The sequence below is a fragment of the Halalkalicoccus sp. CG83 genome (genome assembly GCF_037081715.1).
Taxonomy (GTDB): Archaea; Halobacteriota; Halobacteria; order Halobacteriales; family Halalkalicoccaceae; genus Halalkalicoccus; species Halalkalicoccus ordinarius.
Genome location: NZ_JAZDDH010000001.1, coordinates 348,076 through 361,709, shown reverse-complemented (window position 1 = coordinate 361,709; position 13,634 = coordinate 348,076). Strand labels below are relative to the sequence as shown.

Below are 13,634 nucleotides of genomic sequence, written 5' to 3'. Positions count from 1 at the left end.
CTGAGCGTCAGCCGTCGCCCCAGACGTCGCTGAGCGGGTGGTCCCGATCGGGGACTGACGCCGTCGACGATTCGTTCACCCGCGCCGATCCGCGCGAGCGCGCCGCATCGTCCGACGTTCGCGGGGGACGGGAGTCCGCTGCCGAACCCGCACCTGCACCCGTCGACGCCTCGAACGCCGGGAGCGCCGGTTCGGTCATCCGATCGACCTGCGCCGCGAACCACGACGGCATCTCCCCGCGCGTACGCTCGAACAGGTCGAGCAGGCTCGAGTCCGCGAGGTAGGTCGCGCCGTAGTCCTCGGGCGAGCGTACGATCCGCCCGCAGGCCTGGATCACCGTTCCGAGCGCCTCGCGGCGGTACCAGGCCCACTGACCGTGCTCGAGACGGTGGGCGACCCGCGAGTCGTTCGTGTTGAGGTAGGGCGCCTTGCAGACCACCTGCCACCGGGCGAGGTCGCCCTTCAGGTCGAGCGCCTCCTCCATCTTCACCGAGAGGAACACGTCCGCGCCTCCGCTCTCCTTCCACGCCTCGAGGGCGGCGTCTCGGTCATCGCGGTCGTGGGTTCGCACTCTGTCGCCGACGCCGAAGTCAGAGAGCAGTTCGGCGAGACGGTCTTGGATCGCGTAGGAGTGGGCGTGAACGATCCCCTTCTCGTCGTCGTGCTCGGCCATGATCCGCGCCAGGACGCGCCCGACCTTCGGGATCGTCTCGTCGCGCTCCTCGTAGGTCATCTTTCCGCGGGTCACGTCGTACAGCGGCCGGTTCTCGACGGGAAAGGTGTGGTCGACGTCGACCAGCGCCACCCGGTCGGGATCGAGCCCTACGCCGCGACAGAACGTCTCCTTGCTCAGGATCGTCGCCGACAGCAGCGCGAAGCGGTTCGCCCGGTCCCAGACCGTATGGGAGAGGTAGCGTTCGGGGTTCATCGGCTTGATCGAGATCGAGCGGTCGGCCTCCTGATCGAGCACCCACGTCGTCGGACTCCCGGGATCGCGGTAGTCCGTCACGAACCAGTCGAGCTCCGAGATCAGCTCTCCGAGGCGGTCGCGGTCCGCGGCCTCCTCGGGGGTGAGCTCCTCCTTCGCCAGCAGGTCGTCCTTCCGGCGAGCGCAGGTCGAGGAGAGCGCGTCGGCGAAGCGAGCGAGGCGATCCAACGACCCGATCTCCGGGACGGAGAGGTCGTCCCAGACCGGCACCGTCCGCGGTCCGAGGTCGATGGTGGCGTACATCTCGGCCCACTCGGCGAGCCCGTGGGCCTCGTCGATCACGCAGACGTCACGCTTCCCGAACAGCTCCGACCCGGCGGTCCGCATGAAGTACGCGAGCGTCATCGCCGCGATCCGCCGGTTGGAGGCGATCGCCCGGTCCGAGAAGTACGGACAGCGATGCTTCACCGAGCAGTCGTAGCCCCGCTCGCGGACGCAGGGTGCGCGGTTGACGGGCGTGCGCTCCTCACCCGGAAGGATACAGGTGTAGTTGCCCTTCCCGCGGATGAGCTGGAGGTCCTCGAGCAGGGGGTCGCTCGCCACGTCGTCGAGCTGGGAGACCTGTGGCGTCGTGTAGTAGGCGCCGGTTGCCTGTTTGGGTTCGGCCTCCTCGACGGTGCGCGCACAGCCACAGATCGCCCGCGCTAGCAGCGACTTGCCGCTGCCCGTGGGGGCGCGTACGAGCACTACGTCGTTGCCGGCCTCGAACGCCCGCCGGACGTCTCGAAGGGCTTCGCGCTGATTGCCGCGGTAGGAGGGCGCGGGGAACTCCCGTTCGATGCGGGCGGGGTTCACTCGTGATGGATCGCCAGGCGGCGTCGTAAAGCCGACGATGTTCGGCCCGTGCTCACGCACCCATACCGAGGACGGACACCGTGACGACGGTGATCGCAACGAGGATGAGAACGGTGGTCCCGCCGACGAGAAGCCACGCGACCGCCGCGCGTCCCCAGTTTCCAAGCGACCATCGTGACGTCGGTTCGTAGTAGGCGGGTTCGGCGTCGTCGGTAGCCATTGGCGGGAGAGCGAGACACCGGAGCATATGCCTTGTGTCGCGAGCACGCCCAACGGACGGCCCGTGGCGGCTACCTCCCGTCCTCGAGCGCAGCGACGTCGCTCGCCGCCGGGTAGTCGGGCAGTCGCTCGATGCAGTCGTAACAGAGGAAGTGCTCGGAGCCGTCCTCGAACTCGAGGGTCATCCCCCCCGAGGGCTGGCCGGAGAACGACCAGAGGTCGGCGATCCCGCCGGCGATGCGAACGCTCGTCCCACAGCCGTCACACCGTTCCGAGGCCATATCAGGAGATGTCCCGGGAGGGCTAAACACCCATCGTCGTGCCTCGCGTCCGAACTCTAGTCGCGCCGATCTGTTGGACCGATCACGGCGAATCGAGGCGGGACGCTCTCGAGAGGCGAGGGACGAGAGATCATCGAGCCGTCCTCCGGTTGACGGGTCCGAATCGACGAGGCCCTTCGTTCGAGTCCACGATACGAAGTCGGCCTCGAAGACGTAGTCGAATCTCCGACAGATTTTTATTCACCCATCCGAAACTGCCGGAAGTACGTCAAAACCATAGATCATGAAGGACTCATCCCCATCCCACGGCGTTCTCGATCGTCGCAGCCTCCTGAAATACGTCGGCGTCGGTACCGCCGTCGGCCTCGCCGGCTGTTCGGGCGGCGGCACCGGCGAGGACGATCCGAACGGCAGTGGCGACGGCGGCGGCGGTGGCGGCCAGGAGCTCTACTTCGCCCAGGAGAAGGGCCCGCTCGACTTCGACCCCATCGTCCTCAACGACGTCCCTTCCGCACAGATCGTCGGCCAGATGTTCGAGGGGCTCTACGCGTACAACGAGGACGCGACCGGCATCGAGCCCCAGCTCGCCTCGATGGACGAGCCCGAGATCGAGAACGACGGCCAGCGCTACACCGTCGAGATAGACGAGAACGCGACGTTCCACAACGGCGACCCTGTAACGGCGGAGGACGTCGCCTACTCCTTTATCGCCCCGTTAGAGGAGGAGACCGAGAACGCCGGCGAGGTCGACATGATCGAGTCGGTCGAGGCGATCGACGAGCAGACCGTCCAGTTCGACCTCACCTACCCGTTCGGCGCGTTCGAGTTCACGCTGATTCGCAATGTCGTTCCGGAGTCGGTTCGCGAGGAGGACCCCGACGCGTTCAACCACGAGAACCCCGTCGGATCGGGTCCCTTCCAGTTCGCCGAGTGGCAGGAGGGCGAGTACACCCGCATCGAGCGCTACGACGACTACTGGGGGGAGAACGCGGCGGAGCTCGATTTCGTCGAGTTCCGGGGCGTCGAGGAACAGTCGACCCGCGTCACGACCCTTCAGACCGGCGAGAACGACGTCATCGAGACCATTCCCCCGCAACTGTACGATCAGGTCGAGGGGATGGACGACGTCGAGATCGACGAGGAGCCCGGCATCGGCTACTTCTACCTCGCGTTCAACTGCGGCGAGGGGCCGACGGCGGACCCGCAGGTCCGCGAGGCGGTCGACTACTGCTTCTCGATGGACCAGGAGGTCGCGAACTACGTCGAGCCCGCAGGCGTCCGTCAGTACAGTCCGTTCCCCCAGTCGATCGTCGAGGGGTGGGAGTTCCCGACCGACGAGTGGGAGCAGATCCCCCACGATCGTGACATCGAACAGGCCCAACAGCTCTTCGAGGAGGCGGGCGTTCCCTCCGATTACGACTGGCGCATCATCGTCCCGCCGGACGACATGCGCGAACAGATCGGCACCGGCGTCGGTAACGGCCTTCAAGAGGCGGGCTTCGACAACGTCGAGGTCCAGCGTCTCGACTGGGGCGCGTTCACCGAAGCGTACCTCTCGGGCGACGAGGGCGACTACAACATGTACACGCTGGGCTGGGCCGGTTCGCCGGACCCCGAGGCGTTCACCTACTACATGTTCGCCCAGGAGAACGAGGGCGTCACACAGGGTACCTACTACCGCAACGACGAGGTCGACCAGCAGATCGTCGACGCCCGCCAGTCCGTCGACCGGGAGGAGCGTCGCCAGCTCTACATCGACTCGACCACGACGATCCTTGAGGATCGCGTCCATCTCCCCGCCTATAACCTGCTGAACGCTTACGCGTACAAGGACAACGTTTCGGGTTACCAGTCACATCCCGCCTCACAGGTCATCCCGCTGGCGGAGAGCTACGCGACCACCTCGATGGAGTAGCGTAGCCGAACGGGCACCCGTCGCGCCGATCGGTTTCCGAACCGACGGCGTTATGCCGATGGCTCCGCTGAACCGCACGCAAACGGACGGACGTAAACGGTAATTAGACACGAAACAACCCATGGGACTCCTTCGATACACGGTCTGGCGGTGTCTGCAGGCGGTTCCCGTGCTCCTCGGTATCGTGACGATCACGTTCTTCCTCACCAACGCGATCCCGGGCGACCCCGTCAGCATCATGCTCGGTCCGACTCCGAGCGCCGAGATGGTCGAGCAGGTGCAGGCCCGCTACGGACTGGACAGACCGCTCCACGAACGGTACTTCAGCTACGTGCTCGGCGTCGCGCAGGGTGATCTCGGCCACAGCATCTACTACGACGTGCCCGTGTTGACGAAGATCATCGAACGCCTGCCGGTGACGGCGTATCTCGTCTTCTCGGCGTTCGCCTTCGCGCTGGTGACCGCGGTTCCGCTGGGCGTCATCTCCGCGCAGCGCCGGAACGAGCCGGTCGACCACGTCTCGCGAATCGTCGCGCTGATCGGCGTCTCGACGCCCTCGTTCTGGATCGGGCTGCTGTTGATCATCGTCTTCGCCTACCAGCTCGGGCTGTTGCCCGCGACGGGGCTGTTCCTGCCGTGGGCGGACCCGGCGAACGTCCGCGGGGCGACGACGCAGCTTGACGTCGTCGTCGAGTCGTTCAAGCGGCTGTTGATGCCGATGGTCGCGCTCGGAACGCTCCAGATGGCCTCGATCACGAGGATCGAGCGCTCCTCGATGGTCGACTCCCTGCAGAACGAGTACGTGAAGCTCGCGCGGGCGTACGGCGTCGACGAACGGACCGTCGTCTGGAAACACGCGTTCAAGGCGGCTCAGCTGCCCGTCATCACCATCGTCGGGCTCGGACTCAGCACGGCGCTCGGCGGCGCGGTGCTGATCGAGACCGTCTTCGAGATAAACGGGATGGGACGGCTGATCATCCAGGCGATCAACAACCAGGACTACCCGCTGGTGATGGGGACGACGTTCATGCTCGGAGCGGTCTACCTCGTCGGCGTCATCATCACGGACATCTCGTACGCGTACATCGACCCGCGCGTCAGCTACGGTGAGAAGTGATGGCGACGAACGAAACCCAAACCCAGGAGGAGTTCGAGGAGGCGCCCACCGAGGGCGGCGTCGACGAGGTAGAGGCCCGCGTCGGGCTGTCGTACACGCTGAAACAGGTGAAACGCGACTCGACGGCCCGGTTGGGCTTCTACGTCATCTCGGCCATCACGGCCGTCGCGCTGTTCGCGAGCGTCGACTACTACCTGCTGGACTACGCGCTCGCGCAGTCGATCCCCTTCCTCCAGCATCCGGAGCAGGACCCCGACACGATCGAGGCCCTCCTGCCGCCGGTAGGGATGGAGAACGGCATCGGTACCGGCACGTGGGAGTACCCGCTGGGAACCGATCACCGCGGCCGTGACGTCCTCTCGCGGCTGTTCTACGGTACGCGTATCGCGATGACCGTCGGCTTCATGGCGACGGCGATCGGTCTGGTCGGCGGTACCCTGATCGGCGCGGTCTCGGGCTACTACGGGGGCTGGGTCGACGACGTGCTCCAGCGGATCACCGACACGATCTACGCCATCCCGTTTCTCGTGCTGGTCATCGCGTTCATGTCGGCGTTCGGTCGCGACATCAGCTACGCGATGGTCGGCGTCGGCATCGCCTCCATCCCGGTGTTCAACCGCCTCATCCGCTCGCGCGTCGTGAGCATCCGCGAGGAGGAGTACATCGAGGCGGCAAAGGCCGCGGGCGTGAAGGACCGGAACATCATCCTGAGACACGTCATCCCCAACAGCTTCGCGCCGGTGTTGGTGCAGGCGACCCTACAGGTCGGCGTCAGCATCCTCATCGTCGCGGGACTCTCCTTCCTCGGCTTCGGCGCACAGCCGCCGACGCCGTCGTGGGGACAGATGCTCGCGGCCTCGCGAAACTACATGTTGCCGGCGCCGACGTTCAGCATCTGGCCGGGCATCGCCATCCTCATCACCGTGGTCGCGTTCAACCTCCTCGGTGACGGGCTGCAGGACGCGCTGGATCCGCGGATCAACAACTGACCCGATCATGAACGAGGAACCACTGCTGAAAGTCGAGAACCTGAAGACCCAGTTCTTCACCGAGGACGGCACCGTCCGCGCCGTCGACGGCATCTCCTTCGAGGTGTACGAGGGCGAACTCGTCGGCATCGTCGGGGAGTCCGGCGCCGGAAAGAGCGTCGCCGCGATGAGCGTCATGCGGCTGATCGACAGCCCCGGCGTCATCGTCGACGGCGAGGTGACGTTCAAGGGAGAGACCATCGTCGGCTACGAGGAGGCCGCGGACGCCGACCGGGAGGAAGGCGAGCCGCCGGAGCTCGTCCCCCGCGAGGAGATGCTCTCGGAGGAGGAGATGCGCACGCGGATCCGCGGACGCGAGATCGCCATCATCTTCCAGGACCCGATGGAGAGTCTGAACCCGGTGTTCACCGTCGGCTCGCAGCTCCGGGAGTTCATCGAGCTCAATCGCGACCTGTCGGGCGGGGAAGCGAAGGAGGAGGCCGTCCACATGCTCCGGGAGGTCGGCATCCCCGAGCCCGAGAAGCGATACGAGCAGTACCCCCACCAGTTCTCCGGAGGCATGCGCCAGCGCGTGCTCATCGCGATGGCGCTGGCCTGCGAGCCGAGTCTGATCATTGCCGACGAGCCGACCACGGCGCTCGACGTTACCGTCGAGGGGCAGATCCTCGACCTCGTCGAGGAGCTCCAGGAGAAGTACGACACCGCCTTCGTCTGGGTCACCCACGACATGGGCGTCGTCGCCGAGATCTGCGATCGCGTGAACGTGATGTACCTCGGCGAGGTGATCGAGCAGGCGGACGTCGAGGAGCTGTTCTACGACACGAAACACCCCTACACGAGCGCGCTGCTCGACTCGATGCCCCGTCCCGACGTCACGACCGAGGAGCTGGATCCCATCAAGGGCGTCATGCCCGAGGCGATCAACCCGCCGTCGGGCTGTCGGTTCCACTCGCGGTGTCCGGACGCCCGCGAGGTCTGCCGGCGGGTCCATCCCGACCTCCGGGCCGTCGGCGACGACGCCCGCGACGAGCGCGCACACCGAGCGGCCTGCGTGAAACACGACGCGTTCGACGTCGGCTACTGGGAGAGCGAGCCGCTCGAGAACGAGGCGACCGGCGGCTTCAGCGTCAGCCGTACCGAGGAGGAGAGCCGATGAACGACACAGAAGGCGAGGACGTCGGTGAGGGCGAACCGCTCGTTCGCGTCGAGGGGCTCACCAAACACTTCTCGAACGCCGAGGGGCTTCTGGGAGGCTTCAAACGCAACCCCGACGGGCTCGTCCCGCCGGTGATCCACGACCCCGAGCAGGTACGCGCCGTCGAGAGCGTCTCGTTCGACATCCGAAAGGGCGAGACGCTCGGTCTCGTCGGCGAGTCCGGCTGCGGGAAGTCCACCCTCGCGCGGACCCTTCTCCAGCTCATCACTCCCACGGACGGAAGCGTCCGGTTCAAGGGCGAGGACCTCTCGGAGCTGAGCGGCGAGGCGCTGCGCAAGAAGCGCCGCGAGATGCAGCTCATCTTCCAGGACCCGCAGTCGTCGCTCGATCCCCGGATGAAGGTCGGGCAGATCGTCGAGGAGCCCATGGAGGCCCACGGCATGCTCGACGACGAGGGCCGGGAGGAGCGTGCGAAGGAGCTGCTCTCGAAGGTCGGACTCGACCCGCAGCACTACAACCGACACCCCCACGCCTTCTCCGGCGGCCAGCGCCAGCGGGTCAACCTCGCACGGGCGCTGTCGGTGAACCCCGACTTCATCGTCTGCGACGAGCCGGTGAGCGCGCTCGACGTCTCCATCCAGGCGCAGGTTCTCAACACGATGAACGAGCTCCAGGAGGAGTTCGACCTCACCTACCTCTTCATCGCCCACGACCTGAGCGTCATCCGCCACATCTCCGACCGCGTCGCGGTGATGTACCTCGGCCAGCTCGTGGAGCTCGCGGACAAGGAGGAGCTCTACGAGAACCCACAACACCCCTACACGCGGGCACTCCTCGAGTCGATCCCGGTGCCGGATCCGCGTGCGAGGGGTACGCGCGGCGTGCTCGAGGGCGACGTGCCGAGTCCGATCGACCCTCCCTCTGGCTGTCGGTTCCGGACGCGCTGTCCGGAGCTCATCGCCCCCGACGAGTACGACCTCTCGGCCGCCGAGTGGGAGAACACGCGCGCGTTCATGCGCGCGATCGACCGCCGAACGCCGGAGACGAACGACCGTGCGGCGCTCAGGCGGGAGTACTTCGACGACGCGGCGCCCTCGGGCGAGGCCGGCGACGTCGTCGACGACGCGCTCGACCGGATCGAGCGCGACGAGTGGGACGAGGCCGCGGAGCTGCTCGTCGAACGCTTCGCCGAGCGGAGCGTCTGCGCGCGGGAGGTCCCAGCGTACGAGGTCCCCACGGACTACGGCTCGAGCTCCCACTACGCGGCGTGTCACCTCCACCGCGAGGAGGGGATCCGTCTGGACCCGGAGACGGGCGAGCGACTGGTGGACGAGCGACGGAACGCCGAACGCGGATCGACGACGCCGGAATCGACCGCGTCGACCGACTGAGGACGGACTGGTCTCTTCTGCGGATCGACGTCTACCGAACGGTGATGGTGGTGGCGTCTCCCGGACGCTCGCCGGGTTCGGTCGTCGTGAGCGAGACGGCGATGGTGTGCTCGCCGGCCGCGGCGGGCTCCGACGTCGGGAGGCCGTCGAGACCTTCGGCGCGCCAAAAGTGGCCGTTCCACCGGTGGACGATACGCTTTCGCTCGCCGCCGCGGAACTCGAACGAGGCGGGCGAGCGATCGACGTACCGGGGCTCGTCGGTCGCCTCCAGTACGCCGTCCACGCGCCACTCCCAGAGCCGTCGCTCGACGGTGGGGACGGAGACGGGAACCGGAAGACGGTTCTCGAACTCCACGACGATGTCGACCGGTTCGCCCCGCCGATAGACCCGCTTCGAGGTGTCGACTGAGACGGTCACGGCACGGCGCGCCAGCCAGCCCGGAACGAGCCTCGAGAGCGCGCGCGTGAGGTAGTTGGTCGTCTCGTCGAATCCGAACCGGTCGTCGTCGGAGCGGGCGTGGGGTTGTGGCATCCTCGATCGTCAGTCGGCGCCCGCGGCGTTCGCTGTGCGCGTTCGCGAGTTCGTTCGAGGCGTCGAGAACGGAGTCGAGCGGTCGAACCCCGTTCCCGTCGATCGAACGGTCGTCGCCGAGTCCGCTCGCGTACGTGATCCGCCCATGGGGTGGATCGGACCGGCATGGCCTTCCCGGTTTCGGCAACGGGACGTCTCCGATCGCCGTGCCGTTCGCGCCGCCCTCGGGTGATCCCGTCGAGAGGGTGCCGGACCGTCGCGGATCCGGGCGGGCCGCGGTCGTATCGAACCCGCGTCGAGGGTCCGTTCGAACGTGGCCCGCCGTCGGCGCGACCGAACGGGGCGGACAAGGAGGAGAACGGGGAGGGTGACGTCAGCGGTCGTCGGATCGTTCGAGGGCGAACAGCTCCGGCGCGGCATCGCAGGGGGCGTGCTGGCGGGCGGCGGCGACGGATTCGGGTTCGGCCATCGTCAGTCGTCGGCCGACAGCGGCGTGCCGTCCACCGTCGTGGGTGCGGGGCTCTCGCCGTCGTCGAACGGGTACCACGAGCCCTTCGCGTCGTACATCCAGGGGTCCTCGTACGAGCTCTCCTCGGGCTCGGCGAGTTCGACGAGCGTCTCGGCCCCCGTCTCTCCGACCCAGTCGCGGAACGACTGGCCCTCCTCGCGGTGGGCGGCGTAGCCCTCGACGAGCTTCTTGACCACGGTCGGCGCCTCGTCGGCGGGCACGCGCTGGTGGATCCAGTCGATAAAGGAGGGGTTCTCCCCCATGCCGCCGCCGACGCCGATGTCGAGCGCCTCGACCATCTCGCCGTTCTTGCGCGCGCGCATCCCCTGCAGGCCGATGTCCGCCGTGAGCGCCTGGCCGCAGTCGGCCGTACAGCCCGAGTAGTGGATGTGGACGTCCTCGACGTCGTCGGGAAGCTCGCAGTTGTCCCGTAGCCAGCGGATCGTCCGGGCGAGTCGGGCCTTCGTCTCGGTCAGCGCCAGCGGACAGAACTCGGTGCCGGTACACGCGATCGACCCGCGCTGGAACGGGTGGGGCTCGGGGCTGTGGGTGTCGAGGACGGGTTCGGAGAGCAGCGCGTCGAGGTCGCCCTCGGGAACGTCCATGATCAGGGGGTTCTGCCGGCGGCTCAGACGTACCTCGCCGGAGCCGTACGCCTCCGCGCAGTCCGCGATCGCGATGGCCTCCTCCGCGCGCAGGCGGCCGACCGGGACGCTCAGCCCGACGTAGTACTCCCCGTTCCTCTGTCGGTGAACGCCGACGTGGTCGCCGCCCCGACACGTTCCCGCGTTGTAGCTATACTCCTCGCGGAGGTCCTCGCCCGCGGTCCGCAGCTCGGAGTCGACGTACTCCTTCTGAAGGGTAGCGCGGATCTCCTCGACGCCCCAGTCGTCGACGAAGAAGCGCGAGCGGGACTTCTGGCGGTTCTCGCGGTTGCCGTGCTCCTGATAGAGCTCGACGAACCCCCGGACGACGGGGTAGGCCTCCTCCTCGGTGACGAAGACGTCGAGCGGGCGGGCCTCGCGGGGCTGGCGGCCGCCGAGGCCGCCGCCGATCCGGACGTTGTATCCTCTCGTAGGCTCGCCTCCGACGGACTTCTCGGCGGGCTCGAGTCCGATGTCGTTGATTGAGTCCTGGGCACAGCCCTCCCGACAGCCCGTCACCGAGACGTTGAACTTCCGTGGGAGGTCGGCGAGCGCGTCGTCCTCGCGGAGGGCGGTGTTCAGCCGCTCGAGCAGGTCCCGCGAGTCGATGAACTCCTGCTCGTCGCGCCCGGCGACCGGACAGCCCGCCATGTTCCGCATCGAGTCGCCGCCCGAGGAGCGACTCGAGACGCCCACGGACTCGAGTCGCTCCCAGATCGCCGGTACGTCCTCGAGCTTGATCCAGTGTAGCTGGACAGACTGGCGGGTCGTCAGGTCGATGAAGCCGTTGCCGAACTCGGGGTTCTCGGCGGGCCCGGTCGCGTAGTCGCGGGCGACCTCGCCGATCGCGCGGAGCTGACCGGGCCGCAGGACGCCCCCGGCGTTCTGTAGGCGCATCATGAAGTAGCTCTCCTGGCCGTCGCGCTGGTGGAACACCCCCCAGTGTTTGAACAGCGAGAACCACTTCTCGCGTTCGTCGTCGGGAATCGAATCCCAGCCGGCCTCCGCGAACTCCAGCAGCTTCTTCCGAAGCTCCTCGCCGTAGCACTCGTCCTTCCACTCCTCGATCTCAGGCGCCATGCGTGTCCACCTCGTCTGAATGAATGTCCGATATTTCGTCTATTTTAGCCATCATTGTAGTTTCTTACGACTATTACTGTTCGAACTGTACTGATAAACCTGTCCACTAGAGTGTCCATTCACTTCCGTATCCTTCCAGTTTCATTAGCTACACTTAGTATGTATAAGGTGAATACGCGAAGATTCTGGACGTTCATTGATCTTACTGGATGTCTCAGTAGGTTCGTCGTATTTTACGTCCGACACACGACGTATCGTCGGAACGTCCCCGCTAACGGAGGAGGTGGCTCGGGAGAACCGTCCGAATCGGCGAGCGCGGTTCGGCGGAACGGGACCCGCCAACTCCCGCGAGGACCTTATACGTATTATATCATTACCCCCCTCATCCGGGTTGTGGCCACACACCCCATTGTTTATTAATACTACCATCGAAGGTATTATTACGTTCAGATAGCCAGGTTTAGCAGATATCTGAAATGGATTCGACAAAGGATCGATTATATTTGGACGTTTGTAAACGATGGATCGACGGTCGCGGTGCTCGTGGAGGTGACTCGCCGTGATCGACGGTAAGTGGAAGAACCTGCTGCTCGCGACGGCGATGTTCAACCTGGGGTTCGTGATCTGGTTCTCGTTCGCCCCCTTCACCGGCGGGATCGCCGAGGAGTTCGGGCTCTCAGTGGCCGAGCTGGGGATCGTCTCGAGCGCGGCCGTCATCGCCGTTCCGCTCGGTCGTATCGTCATCGGACCGCTCACGGATCGCTTCGGCGCGCCGGTGACCGCGGGCTGTACGATGGTGCTCGTGGGCACCTTCGCGATCATCAGTGCGTACGCCCGGAGCTACGAGGTGTTCACGGCCTCGCGGGTCGTCGCCTCGCTGGCGGGGATCACGTTCGTCATCGGCATCCAGCACGTCGCCGAGTGGTTCGAGGAGGAGAACCTCGGGCTGGCGGAGGGGATCTTCGCCGGCGTCGGCAACGCCGGCGCGGGGCTGGGCGCGTACTTCACGCTCCCGCGGATCTTCGGCGAGGACTACGCCGGGCCGCTGTTCTCGACGAACTGGCGGGCCGCCTTCTTCTACACGGGCGTCCTCGCGATCGTCCTCGGGATCGTCTACTACGCCTTCGGCGAGGCCGCCAAGAGCGATGAGAAACGGCAGGCGACCAGGGAAAGCACGAGCCCGGGTCGGTGGCTCTACATCACGACCCGCTACGGGGCGGTCGTGCTCGCGGTCGCGTACGTCATGACGTTCGGGCTCGAACTCGCGATGAACGGCTGGCTCGGTACGTACTACCGCGAGGCGTTCGGCCAGGGCGACATCGTGGTCGCGGCCACGTTAGCGGCGACGTTCTCGATCGCCGCCGGACTGCTCCGGCCGATCGGCGGCTACGTCAGCGACGTGGTCGCGCGCAGGGAGCTCGAGATCCTCCCGTGGTTCGGGGACCGCTATCGCGAACAGTGGACGTTAGCGACGCTCGTGCTGGTGGTCTGCAGCACCTGCGGAATGACCGCGGCCGGCCTCGTCGGGGACCTCCGGCTGGCCGTGCTCGCCACGTTCCTCGTCGGCGCGAGCTGCGGGTTGGCGTCGGCGGCCATCTTCGCACAGGTCCCCGCGCTGTTCCCGAACGACTCGGGTGCCGTCGCTGGCATCGTCGGCGGCGTCGGCTCCTCGGGCGGCTCCGTCTACCCGCTGCTCTTCGCCGCCCCCGTTCTCCCGAACCTCCACGTCGGCTACGCCGTCGTCGCCGCCACGATGATCCCCATCCTGGCGCTGTGTGCCTGGGTGTTCCAGCCCCACGTCGCCGAACGGGCGACGACCGACGGCTGGATCGTCGACGAACCGGCGGCGGGCGGCGGTCGCGTCGTGAGCAGCGACGACTGACTAACGAGTCCCGTTCCCGACTGACGGCGGCGAGAGCGCGAGAGGACCGATGAACGCCGATCGATGAAGGCAGTAGAAGGGTCACCGGCTCGATGGTCGTGTGGAACGCTGGCTTCGAACCGCGGTGAGTCGGCGAA

The 13,634-nt window shown here is 66.6% G+C and carries 11 protein-coding genes; 6 read left to right on the top strand and 5 right to left on the bottom strand.

Going from position 1 to position 13,634, the window contains the following annotated elements; genetic code table 11:
* Positions 1 to 7: 7 nt before the first annotated feature.
* From V0Z78_RS01775 to V0Z78_RS01765, 3 genes are all read right to left on the bottom strand, one after another.
* A complete protein-coding gene (locus tag V0Z78_RS01775; protein WP_336342902.1) occupies positions 8 to 1,783 on the bottom strand; it encodes an ATP-dependent DNA helicase in 1,776 nt (591 codons plus the stop codon).
* A 52-nt stretch (positions 1,784 to 1,835) separates the two neighbouring features.
* Complete coding sequence (locus tag V0Z78_RS01770; RefSeq protein WP_336342901.1) at positions 1,836 to 2,003, bottom strand: hypothetical protein; 168 nt, start codon at positions 2,001 to 2,003, stop codon at positions 1,836 to 1,838.
* 70 nt (positions 2,004 to 2,073) lie between these two features.
* Complete coding sequence (locus V0Z78_RS01765; RefSeq protein ID WP_336342900.1) at positions 2,074 to 2,283, bottom strand: DUF7561 family protein; 210 nt, start codon at positions 2,281 to 2,283, stop codon at positions 2,074 to 2,076.
* A gap of 283 nt (positions 2,284 to 2,566) precedes the next feature.
* Here V0Z78_RS01765 and V0Z78_RS01760 point away from each other — a divergent pair, with 283 nt between their 5' ends.
* The 5 genes from V0Z78_RS01760 to V0Z78_RS01740 all read left to right on the top strand — a co-directional run bounded on the left by V0Z78_RS01760 (position 2,567) and on the right by V0Z78_RS01740 (position 8,851).
* Positions 2,567 to 4,198 carry an ABC transporter substrate-binding protein gene (locus tag V0Z78_RS01760; RefSeq protein WP_336342899.1) on the top strand — a complete coding sequence of 544 codons (1,632 nt, stop codon included), beginning with the start codon at positions 2,567 to 2,569 and terminating at the stop codon, positions 4,196 to 4,198.
* Positions 4,199 to 4,319: 121 nt separating this feature from the next.
* Positions 4,320 to 5,315, top strand: a complete 996-nt coding sequence (locus V0Z78_RS01755) for an ABC transporter permease (protein WP_336342898.1) — start codon at positions 4,320 to 4,322, stop codon at positions 5,313 to 5,315.
* A complete protein-coding gene (locus V0Z78_RS01750) occupies positions 5,315 to 6,304 on the top strand; it encodes an ABC transporter permease (protein ID WP_336342897.1) in 990 nt (329 codons plus the stop codon). The genes V0Z78_RS01755 and V0Z78_RS01750 overlap by 1 nt, the downstream gene beginning before the upstream one ends.
* Positions 6,305 to 6,311: 7 nt before the next feature.
* Positions 6,312 to 7,460, top strand: a complete 1,149-nt coding sequence (locus tag V0Z78_RS01745; RefSeq protein WP_336342896.1) for an ABC transporter ATP-binding protein — start codon at positions 6,312 to 6,314, stop codon at positions 7,458 to 7,460.
* Positions 7,457 to 8,851, top strand: coding sequence for an ABC transporter ATP-binding protein (locus tag V0Z78_RS01740; protein ID WP_336342895.1), 1,395 nt, complete (start codon positions 7,457 to 7,459; stop codon positions 8,849 to 8,851). The genes V0Z78_RS01745 and V0Z78_RS01740 overlap by 4 nt, the downstream gene beginning before the upstream one ends.
* Positions 8,852 to 8,882: 31 nt before the next feature.
* On the opposite strand, the gene V0Z78_RS01735 is transcribed toward V0Z78_RS01740, so the two are convergent.
* Together V0Z78_RS01735 and V0Z78_RS01730 are read right to left on the bottom strand one after the other, a co-directional pair.
* Positions 8,883 to 9,383, bottom strand: a complete 501-nt coding sequence (locus V0Z78_RS01735) for a hypothetical protein (RefSeq protein WP_336342894.1) — start codon at positions 9,381 to 9,383, stop codon at positions 8,883 to 8,885.
* Positions 9,384 to 9,854: 471 nt separating this feature from the next.
* Positions 9,855 to 11,615 (bottom strand): nitrite/sulfite reductase, encoded by a 1,761-nt coding sequence (locus tag V0Z78_RS01730; protein ID WP_336342893.1) that lies wholly within the window; start codon positions 11,613 to 11,615, stop codon positions 9,855 to 9,857.
* A gap of 559 nt (positions 11,616 to 12,174) precedes the next feature.
* Between V0Z78_RS01730 and V0Z78_RS01725 the strand changes: the two genes are divergently transcribed.
* Positions 12,175 to 13,497: an MFS transporter gene (locus tag V0Z78_RS01725; protein WP_409338661.1), complete on the top strand. Its 1,323-nt coding sequence runs from the start codon at positions 12,175 to 12,177 to the stop codon at positions 13,495 to 13,497.
* Positions 13,498 to 13,634: the final 137 nt, after the last annotated feature.